This window comes from Geodermatophilus sp. SMS 5-13 (assembly GCF_059428245.1).
Map to the genome: position 1 here is coordinate 3,201,943 of NZ_CP165729.1, position 15,866 is coordinate 3,217,808.

The 15,866-nt window shown below is 75.5% G+C and carries 15 protein-coding genes; 8 read left to right on the top strand and 7 right to left on the bottom strand.

What is annotated here, in order from left to right:
• Positions 1-110: 110 nt before the first annotated feature.
• Complete coding sequence (locus tag AB3388_RS15450) at positions 111-1,100, top strand: SDR family NAD(P)-dependent oxidoreductase (RefSeq protein WP_495406171.1); 990 nt, start codon at positions 111-113, stop codon at positions 1,098-1,100.
• The gene (locus tag AB3388_RS15455; protein ID WP_495406172.1) at positions 1,097-2,893 is read left to right on the top strand and encodes a thiamine pyrophosphate-requiring protein; all 1,797 of its coding nucleotides are present in this window, start codon (positions 1,097-1,099) and stop codon (positions 2,891-2,893) included. Before AB3388_RS15450 ends, AB3388_RS15455 begins: the two co-directional genes overlap by 4 nt.
• Here the strand turns inward: AB3388_RS15455 and AB3388_RS15460 are convergent.
• The 4 genes from AB3388_RS15460 to AB3388_RS15475 all read right to left on the bottom strand — a co-directional run bounded on the left by AB3388_RS15460 (position 2,875) and on the right by AB3388_RS15475 (position 4,630).
• Positions 2,875-3,216 (bottom strand): hypothetical protein, encoded by a 342-nt coding sequence (locus AB3388_RS15460; RefSeq protein WP_495406173.1) that lies wholly within the window; start codon positions 3,214-3,216, stop codon positions 2,875-2,877. The two genes, AB3388_RS15455 and AB3388_RS15460, sit on opposite strands and share 19 nt — an antisense overlap.
• Before the next feature lie 104 nt (positions 3,217-3,320).
• A complete protein-coding gene (locus AB3388_RS15465; RefSeq protein WP_495406174.1) occupies positions 3,321-3,761 on the bottom strand; it encodes an SRPBCC family protein in 441 nt (146 codons plus the stop codon).
• Positions 3,762-3,791: 30 nt separating this feature from the next.
• On the bottom strand, positions 3,792-4,178 hold the full coding sequence (locus tag AB3388_RS15470; protein ID WP_495406175.1) for a YybH family protein: 387 nt from the start codon (positions 4,176-4,178) through the stop codon (positions 3,792-3,794).
• A 29-nt stretch (positions 4,179-4,207) separates the two neighbouring features.
• Positions 4,208-4,630, bottom strand: a complete 423-nt coding sequence (locus AB3388_RS15475) for an MmcQ/YjbR family DNA-binding protein (protein WP_495406176.1) — start codon at positions 4,628-4,630, stop codon at positions 4,208-4,210.
• Between the two features lie 127 nt (positions 4,631-4,757).
• Here AB3388_RS15475 and AB3388_RS15480 point away from each other — a divergent pair, with 127 nt between their 5' ends.
• From AB3388_RS15480 to AB3388_RS15495, 4 genes are read left to right on the top strand one after another with little or no spacing between them, the layout of a single operon-like run.
• On the top strand, positions 4,758-6,692 hold the full coding sequence (locus AB3388_RS15480) for an APC family permease (protein WP_495406177.1): 1,935 nt from the start codon (positions 4,758-4,760) through the stop codon (positions 6,690-6,692).
• 50 nt (positions 6,693-6,742) lie between these two features.
• Positions 6,743-8,191, top strand: a complete 1,449-nt coding sequence (locus AB3388_RS15485) for a sensor histidine kinase (protein WP_495406178.1) — start codon at positions 6,743-6,745, stop codon at positions 8,189-8,191.
• Positions 8,188-8,862 carry a response regulator gene (locus AB3388_RS15490; protein ID WP_495406179.1) on the top strand — a complete coding sequence of 225 codons (675 nt, stop codon included), beginning with the start codon at positions 8,188-8,190 and terminating at the stop codon, positions 8,860-8,862. The genes AB3388_RS15485 and AB3388_RS15490 overlap by 4 nt, the downstream gene beginning before the upstream one ends.
• An 11-nt stretch (positions 8,863-8,873) precedes the next feature.
• A complete protein-coding gene (locus AB3388_RS15495; protein ID WP_495406180.1) occupies positions 8,874-9,188 on the top strand; it encodes an antibiotic biosynthesis monooxygenase family protein in 315 nt (104 codons plus the stop codon).
• A gap of 397 nt (positions 9,189-9,585) precedes the next feature.
• On the opposite strand, the gene AB3388_RS15500 is transcribed toward AB3388_RS15495, so the two are convergent.
• Complete coding sequence (locus AB3388_RS15500) at positions 9,586-10,428, bottom strand: alpha/beta hydrolase (protein ID WP_495406181.1); 843 nt, start codon at positions 10,426-10,428, stop codon at positions 9,586-9,588.
• Between the two features lie 119 nt (positions 10,429-10,547).
• On the opposite strand from AB3388_RS15500, the gene AB3388_RS15505 reads away from it, so the two are divergent.
• Both AB3388_RS15505 and AB3388_RS15510 read left to right on the top strand, forming a co-directional pair.
• Complete coding sequence (locus tag AB3388_RS15505; RefSeq protein ID WP_495406182.1) at positions 10,548-11,975, top strand: HNH endonuclease signature motif containing protein; 1,428 nt, start codon at positions 10,548-10,550, stop codon at positions 11,973-11,975.
• 258 nt (positions 11,976-12,233) lie between these two features.
• Positions 12,234-13,367 (top strand): transglycosylase family protein, encoded by a 1,134-nt coding sequence (locus tag AB3388_RS15510; RefSeq protein WP_495406183.1) that lies wholly within the window; start codon positions 12,234-12,236, stop codon positions 13,365-13,367.
• Between the two features lie 21 nt (positions 13,368-13,388).
• Here the strand turns inward: AB3388_RS15510 and AB3388_RS15515 are convergent, their stop codons facing one another.
• Both AB3388_RS15515 and AB3388_RS15520 read right to left on the bottom strand, forming a co-directional pair.
• Positions 13,389-15,026: a thiamine pyrophosphate-binding protein gene (locus AB3388_RS15515; RefSeq protein ID WP_495406184.1), complete on the bottom strand. Its 1,638-nt coding sequence runs from the start codon at positions 15,024-15,026 to the stop codon at positions 13,389-13,391.
• A gap of 8 nt (positions 15,027-15,034) precedes the next feature.
• Positions 15,035-15,808, bottom strand: a complete 774-nt coding sequence (locus AB3388_RS15520) for a cyclase family protein (RefSeq protein WP_495406185.1) — start codon at positions 15,806-15,808, stop codon at positions 15,035-15,037.
• Between the last annotated feature and the right edge of the window lie 58 nt (positions 15,809-15,866).

The window sequence follows — 15,866 nt, forward strand, 5'->3', positions numbered from 1 at the left end:
GCGTCCTCGCCCCCCGGAATCTCCTCTGCCCCTCTGACGGAATTGGCCCGCGGATGTCATCGGGGCGCCACTCATTTTCGGGAAGGGCCGCCCGGGTGCAGGGTGGCCGCGTGGAGGGTGTGCGGCTGGCCGGCGCGGTCGTGGTGATCACCGGCGCCTCGAGCGGCATCGGCCTGGCCACCGCGCGGGCCTTCGCCGGCCAGGGCGCCCGGCTCGTGCTCGCGGCCCGGGGCGCCGAGCGGCTGGCGGACGCGGCGGACAGCTGCCGCGCGCTCGGCGCGCAGGTGCTCGCCGTCCCCACCGACGTCACCGACGCCGCGGCGGTCGACCGGCTGGCCGACGCCGCGGTCGAGCGGTTCGGGCGGATCGACGTGTGGGTCAACGGCGCCGGGACCAGCCTGTGGGGGCCGTTCGAGAAGGTGCCCGTCGAGGCGTCGGTGCGGCTGGTCGAGGTCGACCTGCTCGGCGCGCTGCACGGCTGCGCCGCCGCCGTCCCCCGGATGCTGCGGCAGGACGGGCCGGCGGTGATCGTCAACGTGGTGTCCATCGGCGGCCGGATCGCCAGCCCCTGGACGGCGGTCTACAGCGGGGCGAAGCTCGGGCTGGCCGGCCTCACCGACGCGCTGCGGGCGGAGCTGGCGGTGCGCTCGCGGGTCGCGGTCTGCGGGATCTACCCCGCCTTCGTCGACACCCCGACCAACCGGGCGTCGGGCAACTGGACCGGCCGGGAGCTGCGGCCGCTGCCGCCGGTGGTGGAGCCGGAGCGGGTGGCCGGGCACATCGTCGGCCTCGCCGTCCGGCCGCGGCGGGCGGTGCGGGTGGGTGCGCTCAACCTGCTGTCGCTGCCCTACGCGGTCGTGCCGGGTGCGGTCGGCCGGCTCTCGGCGCAGCTCGGCCGCCGGTACCTGCTGGGCGCCGGAGCGCCGGCACCGGCCGACCCCGGTGCTCTGTTCGCCCCGGTGGACGGCCCGGCCGAGCCCCGCGGGGGCTGGGGACGGGCGCAGCGCCGCCGCGCCCGGGGTGCGGTCGCCGTCGCCGGGGTAGCCCTCGCCGGCGTGGCGGGCGCGTGGGCCCGCCGTCGGCGGGCGGAGGACGCATGAGCGAGCGGCTGGTGGCCGACCTGGTGGTGGAGCGGCTGCGGCAGTGGGGCGTGCCGCGGGTGTTCGGTTACTCGGGGGACGGCATCAACGCCGTCATGGGTGCCCTGCGCCGCGCCGGCGACCCGGAGTTCGTGCAGGCCCGGCACGAGGAGGCGGCCGCGTTCATGGCGGTCGCGCACGCCAAGTACACCGGCGGGGTCGGCGTCTGCCTGTCCACCCAGGGCCCCGGCGCGGTGCACCTGCTGACCGGCCTGTACGACGCCAAGCTCGACGGCGTCCCCGTGGTCGCGGTCATGGGCCAGCAGCAGCAGACCGTGCTCGGGTCGGAGTACCAGCAGGAGATCGACCTGCTGTCGCTGGTCAAGGACGTCGCCGCGCAGTTCGCCCAGGTGGCGACGACCGCCGAGCAGCTGCCGCTGGTGCTGGACCGGGCCTTCCGCACCGCCCTGGCCACCCGCTCCCCCGCCGTCGTGATCCTGCCGCACGACGTGCAGCAGGAACCGGCGCCCGGGGAGGAGCAGGAGCACGGCGTCGTCGTCACCGCGCCGACCGCGCCGCGCGGCCGGGTGCTCCCCCACGACGACGACCTGCGGGCCGCCGCCGAGCTGCTGAACGCCGGCCGGCGGCCGGTGCTGCTGGTCGGCCAGGGCGCCCGGGCGGCGCGGGCGGAGGTGGTCGAGGTCGCCGAGCGGCTCGGCGCCGGCGTGGTCACCAGCCTGCTCGGCAAGCCGTACGTGGACGAGGGCCGGCCGTTCGCCGCGGGCGTCATGGGTCACCTCGGGACGACGGCCAGCGGTGCCGTCCTCGGCCGCTGCGACACCCTGCTCGTCGTCGGCAGCAACGACCCGTGGACCGAGTACTACCCCGCGCCCGGGCAGGCGCGGGCGGTGCAGGTCGACGTCAACGGCCGGCACCTGGGCAACCGCTACCCGATCGAGGTCCCGCTGCTCGGCGACGCCGCGGAGACGCTGCGGGCGCTGCTGCCCCTTCTCGACGGCCGCCCGGACCGCGGGTGGCGGGACGAGGTCGAGGACGCCGTCCGGTCGTGGCGGGAGCTGGCCGCCGAGCGCGCCGGCACGCCCGCGGAGCGGGTCAACCCCGAGCGGGTCGTCGCGGAGCTCTCCGGCCGGCTGCCCGCCGACGCGCAGGTCGCCGTCGACGTCGGGTCGGTGACCTACTGGTACGCCCGCCAGCTGCGGCTGCCCGAGGGTGTGCCGGCGCACCTGTCCAGCACGCTGGCCTGCATGGGCTGCTCGGTGCCCTACGGGCTGGCCGCGAAGCTGGCCCGGCCGGATCGCCCGGTGGTCGCCCTGTCCGGGGACGGCGCCATGCAGATGCTGGGCAACGCCGAGCTGGTCACCGTCGCGCACCGGTGGCGGCAGTGGGCCGATCCGCGGTTCGTCGTGTGCGTGCTCGCCAACCGGGACCTGGCCGAGGTCACCTGGGAGCAGCGGGAGATGGAGGGCGATCCGCGCTTCGACGAGAGCCAGTCGCTGCCGGCGTTCCCCTACGCCGGCTACGCCGAGCTGCTCGGGCTGACCGGCATCCGGGTCACCGATCCCGGCGAGCTGGGCGGGGCCTGGGACCGCGCGCTGGCCGCCGACCGGCCGGTCGTGCTCGAGGTGCTCACCGACGCCGACGTCCCGCTGCTGCCGCCGTTCCCGGCGGGGCAGGCCAAGCTCGACTCGTTCCGGACCGGGCTGGCGCAGGAGGGCGCCGCGGCCGAGCAGGCCCGCCGGCTGCTGGACACGTACGCGGAGCAGGAGGATCGGCGTCAGCCCGAGGGTCGCTGACCGCCGTCCACGCGCTCGGAACCGGAGTGCCGGTGGACGAGCACGGGGAACCGCCGGCGCGAGCGCAGCCGCCGCGAGGTCGCGGCCGGCCGGTCGGTGGTGGGCACCGGCGCGCGCCCGGCCCGGAGGAGCCCGATGCGCAGCCGGGAGCGCAGCCGGGCCGCGCCGCGCAGCCGCCGGCCGGGGTCTCCGGGGGTCACCGGGTGCGGGACGACGTGCGCCCGGTGGTGGGCCTCCCACCGGGCGGTCTCGGCTCTCGCCAGGGCGGCCACCAGCGCGGTCACCAGCAGGAACGCGAGGACATCCACGATCGCCCACCACATGGCGCTCCACCTCTCGGAGCGGCCGGGGACGTTCCGGCTCCGGACGGCCCCCGCTGCAGTGCGACGATCCCTCGCGGCGGACGCGGCGACAAGGGGTGTCGCGGTCACTCCGGGTGGCGGCGCTCCACGAGCTTGGCGAGCTGGTTCACCATCGGGCGGCCGCGCACCAGCAGGACGGTCTCGGACACCGCGCTGTGCAGCCAGTACGCCGGCCCGCGCAGCGGGTGCTCGTCGATGATCACGACGGTGTCGTCGCCCCACTCGCTGAGCTCGATCACGATCCGCGCCGAGCCCAGCGGGCCGGCGTCGGCCTCCAGCCCGAGCCGCCGGCCCTTCTCGACCGAGCGGACCAGGGTGCGCCCGCGCAGCGCCAGCGGCCCCCAGCCGACCGTGTAGTGGATCGCCGTCCCCACGTCCGGCCACCCGTCGTCGACCGCGCGGATCTCCCGCGTGCCGATCACCCAGTCCGCGTACGAGAAGCCGTCGGCGAGCACGTCCCAGACCTGCTCCGGAGGACGCTCGACCAGCGCGTTGACCACCGCCACGCCCGCCCCTGTGCCCGGCCCGGGCGCCGCTCAACCGGACGGGAAGGAGTGGTGCTCGTGCGCGACCACCCAGCGGCCGCCGTCCCTGCGCAGCCCGAGGGTGAGCCGCAGCCGCCGCTCCGGGTGCTCGGCGTGCTCCTCGGCCGTGCCGCAGCGCAGCAGCGCCGCGGCGTCGGTCCCCGCGGTCACCTCGAGCGAGACCAGCTCGAAGGTCGCGCCGCTGCGCTGCCACTCGAAGAACGGCGGCCAGGTCCGCCGGTAGGCCTCGATCCCGCGCACGCCGTCGTCGGGCGGCGGGACGTCGAACATCAGGATGTCGGGCGCGTGGTCGGCGAGGACGTCGTCCAGCCGCCCCTCGTGCACCGCGGCCGCCCACCGCTCGACCAGCCCGCGGATCCGCGCCGCGTCGTCGTCCATGGAGGGGAGACGGCGGCCGCGGCCGGAACTCAGCGCGCCAGGCCGTGTGCCGCGAGCCAGTCGGCCCGCCGGCGGGCGGAGGCCCGCGAGAGCCACGCGTCCTGCACCAGCTCGGCCAGCTCCCCGCGAGTCAGCTCGCCCAGCCGGCTCGCCCGCACCAGCACCGAGTCGTGCCCGTCGAAGTGCGGCGTGGTGAAGAACGGCGTCGACGGGTCCTGGACCAGCGCCTGCTTGTCCGCCTCCGACTCGACCCAGAAGATGATCACGTCGCGCAGCTTCTCCCCCGTCTCGGGGTCGACGGCGTCCGGCCGCGGCGTGCGGAAGAAGACGAACGACCTGCCTCCGACCTGGTAGACGGGGTTCCCCTGTCCCCCGCGGACGACCGTCACGTGCGGGAGGCCGAGCGCCAGCTCGTGCACGTCGGCCACCCGCGCCGGCCGGTCAGCGGTCACGGCGTGCAGCGTACGGACGGCGGCGTCCGCCATCGCCGTCAAGATCGCGTCAAGACCACGCCGCCCGGCGTCAGGGATCCGTCAACGCCGGGCGTGGACGGCCCTGCGCCGGCCGACCGTGGAGTGCGTGCTGCACACCCCCAAGCGCCTGTTCGTCGGCCGTCCGCTGCGCAGCGACCGCCTCGGCGAGACCCTGCTGCCGAAGAGCCTGGCCCTGCCGGTCTTCTGCTCCGACCCGATCAGCTCGGTGGCCTACGCGACCGAGCAGATCGTGCTGGTGCTCGGTCTCGGCGGGCTGGCGCTGCTGCACCTGACGCCCTGGGTCGCCGTCGCCGTGGTGGCGCTGCTGGCGATCGTCGTCGCCTCCTACCGCCAGACCTGCCACGCCTATCCGAACGGCGGCGGCGCCTACACGGTCAGCCGGGAGAACCTCGGCGTCCGGGCGAGCCTGGTCGCGGCCAGCGCGCTGCTCGTCGACTACGTCCTCACCGTCGCCGTGTCGGTCGTCGCCGGCGTCGCGGCGATCACCTCCGCGGTGCCCGCGCTCGCGCCGCACGCGGTCGCCCTGTCCCTGGGTCTGGTCGCCGTCCTGGCGGTGATCAACCTGCGCGGGGTCAAGGAGTCCGGTCGGGCCTTCGCCGTCCCGACGTACGGCTTCGTCGCGATCGTCGTCGTCCTGCTGGCCTGGGCCGGGATCCGGCTGGCGCTCGGCCAGCCGCTCACGGCCGAGAGCGCCGGGTACGGGATCGAGCCCGCCGCGCACACCGGCGGGCTGCTCACCGTCCTGCTCGTGCTGCGCGCCTTCGCCAGCGGCTGCACCGCGCTGACCGGCGTCGAGGCGGTGAGCAACGGCGTCCCCAGCTTCCGGCCGCCCAAGGACCGCAACGCCGCGACGACGCTGGCGATCATGGGGGCGCTGGCGATCGTCCTGTTCAGCGGCATCACCGCCCTGGCCCTGGTCACGCGAGTGCACATGGCCGAGGACCCGCGGCTGCTGATCGGCCTTCCCGCCGGCGCCGAGCAGAAGACCGCGCTGAGCCAGATCGGCCTGGCCGTGTTCGGTGCCGGCCCGGCGTTCTACCTGCTGCAGGCGTTCACCGCCGCGATCCTGGTGCTGGCCGCGAACACCGCCTTCAACGGCTTCCCGGTGCTCGCCTCGCTGCTGGCGCGCGACGGGCACCTGCCGCACCAGCTGTCTCGGCGCGGCGACCGGCTGGTGTTCAGCAACGGCATCGTGTTGCTCGCCGCCGCGGCCGCCGTGCTCGTCGTGGCGTTCGACGCCGACGTCACACGCCTGATCCAGCTCTACATCATCGGGGTGTTCGTGTCGTTCACCCTGAGCCAGGCGGGCATGGTCCGGCACTGGTCGCGGGCGCTCCGGACCGCGTCGGATCCCGCGGCCCGCCGCTCCATCCGGCGGTCGCAGGCGATCAACGCGGCCGGCGCGGTGGCGACGAGCGTGGTGCTCGTCCTCGTCCTGGTCACCAAGTTCGTGCACGGCGCCTGGCTCGTGGTCATCGCGATGCCGCTGCTGTACCTGCTGATGCGCCGGATCAGGCGGCACTACGACAGCGTGGACGTCGAGGCCGCGCCCCGGCCCGGCGGGATCACGCTGCCCAGCCGGGTGCACGCGATCGTGCCGGTCGCGAAGCTCAACGAGCCGACGCTGCGCACCCTCGCCTTCGCCCGCAGCATCCACCCCGACGACCTGACCGCGGTCACCGTCCAGGTGGACCCGGGAGAGACCGAGCGGCTGTTCGCCGACTGGCTGCGGCGCGACGTCCCGGTGCGGCTCGAGGTGCTCGACAGCCCGTTCCGCGACATCACCCAGCCGCTCCTCGACCACGTCCGCGCCGTTCGCCGGGCTTCCCCCCGCGACGTGGTGATCGTGTTCGTGCCCGAGTACGTCGTCGGGCACTGGTGGGAGGCCCTGCTGCACAACCAGAGCGCGCTGCGGCTGAAGACCCGGCTGCTGTTCCAGCCCGGCGTGATGGTGACCAGCGTGCCGTGGCAATTGCGCTCGAGCCGGGCCGAGGAGCGGGTCGCGACGCCGGTCGGATGAGCGGGGCGGACGACGGCCGAAGCGGCCTGCCCGGTGGGACGCTCGTGCCGATGACCAGGGCCTCGTCCCGACCGCCGGCCGCCGCGCTGCCCGCCGGCTACACCGGGCTGGGCCGCCGGCGCCGGGCGGCCGGGACGGCGCTGCTCGCTGCCGGGTTGCTCGCGCTGGTCGCGGCGCGCGACCCGGTTCGGGACCTGCCCTACGAGCTGCCCGTGCTGCTCGCCCTCGCGCTGGTGGTGGCCGCCGCGCTGCTCGGAGGGCTCTGGGTCGCGCTGCCGGGCGCGGTCGCCGCGGCGCTGGTGCTCAACTGGTTCTTCACCCCGCCGTTCGGGACGCTGGTCGTCGAGTCCCCCGAGCAGGTCGCGGTCCTCGCCGTCTTCCTCGCCGTCGGGGTCGCGGTCAGCGCCGTGGTCGGGCTGGCGGCGCGGCGCACCGCGGAGGCCGCCCGCGCGCGGGCCGAGGCCGAGGCGCTCTCCCGCCTGGCCGGCGCCACGATGGCCGAGCAGCGGACGCTGCCCGACCTGCTCACGCACGTCCGCGACGTGTTCGGCATGCGCGAGGCGGCGCTGCTGGAGCGGACGGCGGACGGCTGGACCGTCGCCGAGGTCAGCCGCGCGGAGGCGACGTCGACCGCGGACGAGCACGAGCGGCGGGTGCCGGCGGGCCCGGGCCTGGAGCTGCGGGTGCGGGGGCCGGAGCTGTTCGCCGCCGACCGCGACGTCCTGGCCAGCTTCGCCGAGGCCGCGGCCGGCGCGCTGCACGGCCGGCGACTGGCCGAGCGCGCCGCCGAGGCGGTCCGGCTCGAGGCCGCCGACCGCATGCGCACCACCCTGCTGGCCGGGGTGGGGCACGACCTGCGCACCCCGCTGGCCGCGATCAAGGCGGCGGTGAGCAGCCTGCGCCAGGACGACGTCGCGTGGACGCCCGCGGAGACCGCGGAGCTGCTGGCCACGATCGAGGCCGGCGCGGACCGGCTGCAGCACCTGGTCGCCAACCTGCTCGACGCCTCCCGGCTGCAGGCCGGCGTGGTGAGCACGTCGCTGGAGCGGGTGCGGCTGGAGGAGCTGGTCGGCCGGGCGCTGCTCGACCTCGGCAGCCTGGATCGCGTCGACCTCGACATCCCCGAGGACCTCCCCGACGTGCTCGCCGACGTCGGCCTGGCCGAGCGGGTGCTGGCCAACGTGCTCGAGAACGCCTTCCGGCACGGCGCCGGGCGGGTGACGGTGCGCGGCGCCGCCCTCGGGGACCGGGCGGTGTGCGACGTGGTGGACGCCGGTGCCGGCGTCCCGGCGGAGGCCCGGGAGCAGCTGTTCGCCCCCTTCGTGCGCCTGGACGGGGACCGCGGGCCCAGCGGCCTGGGGCTCGGCCTCGCCGTCGCCCGCGGTTTCGCCGAGGCGATGGACGGCGCGCTCACCGCGCACGGGACACCCGGCGGCGGGCTGACCCTGCGGCTCACGCTGCCCCTCGCCGGGGCGCCGGCCCGGAGCGGCGCGCCGTGAGCACCGTGCTGGTGGTGGACGACGACCCCGCCCTGGTGCGCGCGCTGAGCATCAACCTGCGCGCCCGCGGCTTCGAGGTGCACGCGGCGGCGACCGGGGCCGGCGCCCTCCAGCTGGCCGCGGCGCATCCGCCGCAGGCCGTCGTCCTCGATCTCGGGCTGCCCGACATGGACGGCGGCGAGGTGATCGCCGGGCTGCGCGGCTGGACCGACGTCCCGATCCTCGTGCTCTCCGCGCGCGAGCAGTCCCGCGAGAAGGTGGCCGCGCTCGATGCCGGTGCCGACGACTACGTGGTCAAGCCGTTCGGCATGGACGAGCTGCTGGCCCGCCTGCGCGCCGCGATCCGCCGGGGCAGCCCCGAGCCGGCTCAGCCGGTGGTGCGCACCGACGACTTCACCGTCGACCTCGCCGCGGGGCGGGTGACCCGCGACGGGGACGACGTCCGGCTGACGCCCACCGAGTGGCACCTGCTCGAGGTGCTGGCCCGCAGCCCGGGGCGGGTCGTCGAGCACGGCCGGCTGCTCACCGAGGTCTGGGGCCCGGCCTACCGGGAGCAGACCAACTACCTGCGGGTCTACATGGCCACGCTGCGACGCAAGCTCGAGCCGGACGCGGCGAACCCGCGGCACCTGCTCACCGAGGCCGGGCGCGGCTACCGTTTCGAGCCCTGACTGGAGGAACCGTGATCGCACGGGTCTGGACCGGCGAGGTCCGTCGGGACGACGCCGACACCTACGCCGACTACATCCGCGAGACCGGGTTCCGCGAGTACGGCGAGACCGCCGGCAACCGCGGCGCGTGGCTGCTCCGCCGCGACGACGGGGACGCCACCCGCTTCGTCGCCCTGTCGATGTGGGAGTCCCTCGACGCGGTCCGCGCCTTCGCCGGCGACGACGTGGAGGCGGCGGTCCTCTACCCGGAGGACGAGCGCTACCTGCGGCCCGGCTCGTCGTCGATCGCGCACTACGAGGTCGTCGACTGGGTTCCGCCGGCCTGAGCACGTGCCTACGTCGCGCGGGACGCGTCCGGAGCCACGTTCGCCCACAGGCCAGGCGTAGGTGTTGCGGTACGTCGTCCCCGCCGTGGTGGTGCCCTCGCCGTCCCACAGGACGACGACAGTGTCGCCGTCGGCGTAGATCCCGCGGACGGTGACCGGCCGGAACGGCGTGTCCGGCCGGAACCGCGCACCGAAGGGGTGCAGGACCTCGTCGCTGAACTCCCGGGCGCTGCGGTACGTCCCCGACACCCGGGACCGGCCGACGATCTCCCAGGTCATCTGGTTTGCGAAGATGCTCGCCACGTACCCCTCACCGCGGGACCACGCCTCGAAGGCGCCGGCCACGATCTCCCGGTTCGCCGTCACCCCGTCAGCACCTCCTCCGACGGTGACGTGCTCAGGCGAACCGCTTGACGAAGGAGAGCGCCGTCTGGGCCACCTGGCGCCAGCCGTGGTCGATCGTCAGCGAGTGCCCCCGGTTGGGCATCTTCACGATCTCCGTGACGGCGGGATTGCGCTTCTGCAGCTTGTAGGCGGCGTGCGCGATCGCCCACGGCACCGTGTGGTCCTTCTCGCCGTCGATGATGAGCAGCGGCCCGCGGTCGGGGTTCTTCGTGTCGACCTTCGCCTCGGTCCACGGGTTGAGGTTCGCGTTGCCCATCTGCACGAGGGCGATCCCCGGGGCGGCGACGTGGAACTTCTCGTAGAGCTCCCGGGCCTCCTGCTCGTCCAGCGCGTTCGCCCAGCCGTACCGGAACTGGTCGAACGTGAGCGTGATCGCGCGGCCGCGTGTGCGCGGGTCGACCAGGAACGGGCCCACTCCCCTGAGCACGGAGACCGGCAGCGGAAGGACGCCGCGGAAGACTCCCGGGTCGATCGCCACCGTGGCCGCCGCGAGGCCCCGGCCGGCGAGCATCTGCGCCAGCAGGCCGCCGGTCGAGTGCCCCATCACCACCGGCTTGCGGTCCAGGGCCCTGATGATCTCGGTGGTGTGCGCCGCGACCTGCTCCAGGGGCTTCTTGGCGAGGACCTCCGGCTCCGCCCGGGCCTGTTCGACCGTCACCGGGTCGTCCGGCCAGTCCGGTGTCAGCGGCGCGTAGCCGGCCTGCTGGAAGAAGTCCGCCCAGTTGGCCCAGCTGCTCGGCAGCAGCCAGAGGCCGTGGATGAAGACGACGGGGGTGTTGCCGGAGGCGTTGGCCGCCTCGATCTCCCGCTTCTCCCGCTCCGAGATCGACGCCATGACGGACTCCCCTCTGCTCGGGGTGGAAGTCGGCTCGACCCTAGCGAGGTGATCAAGCTTCGCGGATCTGTCCTGCTCAGCGGCGCAGAATTGTCGTAGGTGGTCCGTAGCTTGGGGTCATGAGCACCGCCGCGCCGCACTCCTCCTTCGGGGAGGTCGTGGTCGACGTGGTGTGGCGGCCGACGGTGGTGCGGCCTTCGGTGGCGTCGCTGTCGGCGGAGGAGAAGGCGCGGCTGCTGCAGCTGCTGCAGGCCCAGCGGGCGCGGCTGGCCGCGCGGGAGGCCGAGCTGATGCTCGCCTTCGCCGCCGACCGCCCCGATGCCGACGACCCGCCGCCCGGCGCCCGCGGGGCGCGCAGCCGGACCTGGCGGCAGACCGAGCCGGAGTTCCCCGGGGTGAGTGAGTCCTTTCCCGACGAGCTGGGAATGGTGCTCGGTGTCGGTCGAGGCACCGCGGCGCACCGGCTGGGCCGGGCCTGGATCTGGCGGCACAGCCTGCCGGCCACCGAGGCCGCGCTGACGCGGGGGGAGCTGGACGAGCGGCGGGCGCAGATCCTCGCCGACACCCTCGAGCACACCCGCCCCGACCTGGCCGGCCGGGTGGAGGCGGTGGTGCTGCCGGAGGCGGCGGGCTTGGGTTTCGCCGCGCTCAAGCGGCGGATCCTGGAGGTGCTGCTGGAGCTGGACGCGTCGGCGGCGGAGCAGCGGCGGCAGGTGGCCGAGCGCAGCGCCGACGTCCTCGTCGACCCGGTCGGCGAGGGCCGGGCCACCCTCGCCGCGGAGCTGCCGGCCGAGGAGGCCGCCGAGGGCTTCGACTTCATCAACGCCGTCGCCCAGCTGGCCAAACAGGACGGGGATGTGCGGCCGATCGGGCGGATCCGCACCGAGATCTTCTCCCTGCTGGTGCGCGGCGCCGCGATCGGCGCCCCGGGCGCGCGGGCGACCCTGACCATCACCGCCGCCCTGGAGGCCCTGGAGGGGGCGAGCAGCGCCCCGGCCGATGTGAACGGCTACGCGATCACCGCCGCCCATCTGCGCGAGCTGCTGCGCCGGATCGGGGCGCTGGGCCTGCAGACCCCGGACGGCGGCAGCCTCACGTTCGCGGTCACCGACGAGTCCGGGCGGCTGCTCGCCACGCTGAGCCTGGCCGACCTGCGGCGCCGGGTGCGCCGCGGCGAGGGCGGGAATCCGCCGCCGGCCACCACCAACTACACGCCGACGGCGAAGCAGCGGCAGTTCGTGCGCACCCGCGACCGGACCTGCCGGCACCCGTTCTGCAGCCACCGGGTCGGCTGGGCCGACCTCGATCACGTCGACGCCCACGCCCGCGGCGGGGACACCACCTGCACCAACCTCTGCTGCCTGTGCCGCACCCACCACCGGCTCAAGACCCTGTTCCGCGGCTGGCTGTTCGCGATGGCGCCCGACGGCACCCTGCACGTCACCACCCCGTCCGGGGTCACCCGCACCACCCGGCCGTGGGCCATGCGCCGACGACCACCACCCCAACCACCACCCGACCCGGACGACGACCCGCCACCGTTCTAGCGGCCTGGCCGTCGACCGCCACCGGATCCGGCCCCATGATCACCTCGGGTTCAGCGGTGTCTCCACGACCGTGAGGCACCGCCGGAGCCGAGGTGGTCACGGAACGGGGGGAGAAGCAGAGGCAGGCGGTCAGCAGACCGGTGCAGGAAGCCCCTCTCCCCCGATCCCCCTCGCACGGGCGATTTCTGCAGACCCTCCTCAAGAAGCCACCACGCCAGACCGATCCGCCCCCTGACGGATGCCCGGTCGACAGTGGAGGTGGCGGTCCTGAGCGAGGCAGTGAAGACCCGGCTGCCCGTACGGCGCCGCGTGGCCGCTCGCGTGGCCGTCGTGGGGGTCGTCGCGGCCCTCGTGCCGATCGTCGTCGCCGGGACGGCGTCGGCCCGGCCGGCCAATCCGTCCGACGGGCAGCTCGCCTCCGCCCAGCAGGCCGCGGACGACGCGGCCGCACAGGTCGCCGACCTCCTGGAACGGCAGGGCGCCGCCCAGGGCGCCGTGGTCGCCGCGCAGGGCCGGGCCGCGGCCGCCCGCGCGCGGTACGACGCCACCCGCGGGAGCCTCGAGAGCGCCCGGGCCGCCGCCGCCACCGCCCAGGCCGCAGCCGAGGACGCCGAGCACGACCTGACCGCGGCCCGCGACGGCGTCGTCTCCTTCGCGCGCAGCAGCTACATCGCGGGCACCACCTCCCCCGGCGTGCAGGCGCTGCTGACCGCCGGCGATCCCGCGCAGCTGCTCGAGCGGGCCGCCCTCCTCGATGCCGCCGCGAGGAGCCGGTCCGACGTCCTGGACGCGATGACCGCCGCCGAGCAACGGGCCGCCGACGCCTCCGTCGTGGCCGGGACCGCGCTGACCGACGCCGCCGCGCTCGAGCAGCAGGCCGCCGACGAGCTGGCCGCGGCGAACCAGGGTGAGGCCGAGGCCCGGCAGACCGCCGCCGCGGTGCAGGCGGAGCAGGCCGCGCTGCAGTCCGAGCTCGACGACGCGCGGACCGCGCTCGTCGCCCTGCAGACGCAGCCGACCGCTGAGCAGGAGCCGGCCCCCGAACCGCGGCAGGCCCCCGCACAGCAGCAGACCACCGTGGAGCAGGAGAGCCCTGCGCCGTCCACTCCCCCGTCGACCGGCTCCGACGGCGACGCGCCCGCACCGCCCGCCGACGCCCACGACTGGGACGCCGTCGCCCGGTGCGAGTCCGGCGGCAACTGGAGCATCAACACCGGCAACGGCTACTACGGCGGCCTGCAGTTCTCGCAGTCCACCTGGGACTCCTTCGGCGGCGGCGAGTACGCGGCGCGCGCCGACCTCGCCACCAGGAGCGAGCAGATCGCCGTCGCCGAGCGGGTGCTCGACGTGCAGGGCCCCGGCGCCTGGCCGACCTGCGGGCGGAACCTCTGACGCCGCGCCGCTGACCCGGGGTCAGTGGCCGCGGAAGGCCTCCTCCAGCCACCACGAGGGCTCGTGCCGGGTGACCTTGGCGTCGATCAGCAGCGGCGCCGACCGCGGGCCGTGCACCCAGTCGGCGACCGGCGCGAGGTCCGGCACCGACCGCACGGTCACCGCCGTGAACCCGTAGCCGCGCGCGATCGCCGCGAAGTCGGTCTCCGGGAAGCGCACGGTGTCCAGCGGGGCGCCGTCCGGGCCGAAGTGGTGCACCTCGGCGCCGTAGGCGGCGTCGTCGTAGACGACCACCACCATGGGCAGGCCCAGCCGCACCACGGTCTCCAGCTCCGACGCCCCCATGAGCGCTCCCCCGTCGCCGAGCGCCGCCACGGGCAGCCGGTCGGGGCGGGCCAGCGCCGCGCCGATCGCCGTCGACAGGCCCAGGCCGATCGACTGGAAGGCCTGCGTGAAGCAGAAGCCGAACTCGTCGGGGACGTCGAGGAACATGCTCGGGTAGCCCATGAAGTTGCCCGAGTCGACGGCGACCACCCGCTCGGCCGGCAGCAGGTCGTCCAGGGCGGCGGTGAGCGCGCGCGGGTCGACCAGCCCGTCGCGGCCGCCGTCCTCGAACGCGACGTCGCGCCAGCGGATCCGGTCGGCGATCGCCCGCCGCACCTCGTCGGTCCGGTAGCCCGGAAGAGCCCGGTCGGCGAGCGCGCCGGAGGCCGCCACCGCGACCTCGCGGACGTCGCCGGGGATCCCGAGCTCCACCTTGCGCTGGGCGCCGAGCGCATCGGGATCGACGTCGACCTGGACGACGACGGCGTCGTCGGCGATCAGCCGGCCGTGCCGCATCGTCCACATGTTGAGCTGGCAGCCCCAGCCCACGATCAGGTCGGCGCCGGAGATGAGCTCGGCGGCCAGCGGTGAGGCGAACCCGCCGGACACGTCCAGCGACCACGGGTTGCCGGTGAACAGGCCCTTGGCCACCGCGGAGGTCGCCAGCAGCGCGCCGCAGCGCTCGGCCAGCTCCTCCAGCGCCCGCCGGCAGCCCGCGCCCCGGGCCCCGCGGCCGGCCACGAACACCGGCCGCTCGGCGGCGGCCAGCGCCTCGGCCAGCCGGTCGACGTCGGCCGGGTCGACCGCCGCGACCGGCGGGGCCGCCGGCATCCGCGGCTCCGGCAGGTCCGGCACCTCCTCGGCCTGCACGTCGAGCGGCACGTTGAGCAGCACCACCCGCCGCTCGTGCACGGCCGTGGCGACCGCCACCGCGGCCTGGGCGGAGGCCACGCCGGCGGCGGTGATCCGCATCGGCACCGCGCCCACCGCCGCGGCCAGACCTGTCTGGTCGACGAAGAAGTTCGACCGCCGCGAGGTGGCCTCCGCGGCGACGACGACCAGCGGCGTCCGGCTCTTGGCCGCCTCGGTGATGCCGGTCATCGCGTTGGTCAGCCCGCAGCCCTGGTGCACGCTCAGCGCCGCGACGCCGGCGCTCATCCGGGCGTAGGCGTCGGCCATCGTCGCCGCGCCGCCCTCGTGCCGCGCGGCGACGTACCGCGCCCCGGCCGCGACCATCGCGTTGGTGACGGCGAAGTTGCCGGAGCCGACCACGCCGAACACCTGCGAGATCCCGCAGCGGACGAGCGCCGCGCCGACGGCCTCCGCGACCTTCACCGGACGGATCAGCGCTCGACGAGCGCCAGCACCCGCGCCGGCGCTCCGGACCCGGAGACGATCGGCAGCGGCGCGGCCACCAGCAGGGCGCCGGTGGGCGGCAGCTGCGCCAGGTTCTGCAGCTGGGTCAGCCCGTACTTGCCGCTGCCCATCAGCGCCGAGTGGCACGGGAACGCCGGGTCGAAGGAGTGCGCCGCGCCGGCGTCGGTGCCCACCGTCTCCACGCCCATCCCGATGATCGGCGCCTCGTCGGCCAGCCATCGGGCGCACGCCGGGGAGACACCCGGGGTGTGCGGGCCGGTGTCGTCGGCGTTGAGGAACTCCTCCTGCGAGGCCGACCGCGCGTCCCACCCGGTGCGGTAGAGCAGCCACCCGCCCTCGGGCAGCGGGCCGTGGGTGGCCTCCCAGGCCCGGATGTGGTCCACCTCGAGCAGGAAGTCCGGGTTCTCGGCGGCCTCCCGCGAGAAGTCCAGGACGACGGCGGGGCCGACCAGCCGGGACGGCGGCACCGACGCGACGTCCTCGCCGTCCTTGCCGGTGACCCAGTGGTTCGGGGCGTCGAAGTGCGTGCCGGTGTGCTCGCCGGTGCGGAAGTTGTTCCAGTACCAGGCCGGGCCCCGGTCGTCGTAGCGGGACAGCTCCTCGAGCTCGAAGCGCGCAGTCTGGGCGAACTCCGGGGGCAGCTGGATGACCGGCGTCCCGGCCGACAGCGGCGCGGTGAGGTCGACGATCTCGACGCGGCCGGCGCGGAGCGACTCGGCGACGGTGGACAGCAGCGACATGCACGCCTCTTCTCGGTCATGGGGCCCGGGAACCAGAGCATTCCGCACTCCCGGTTGC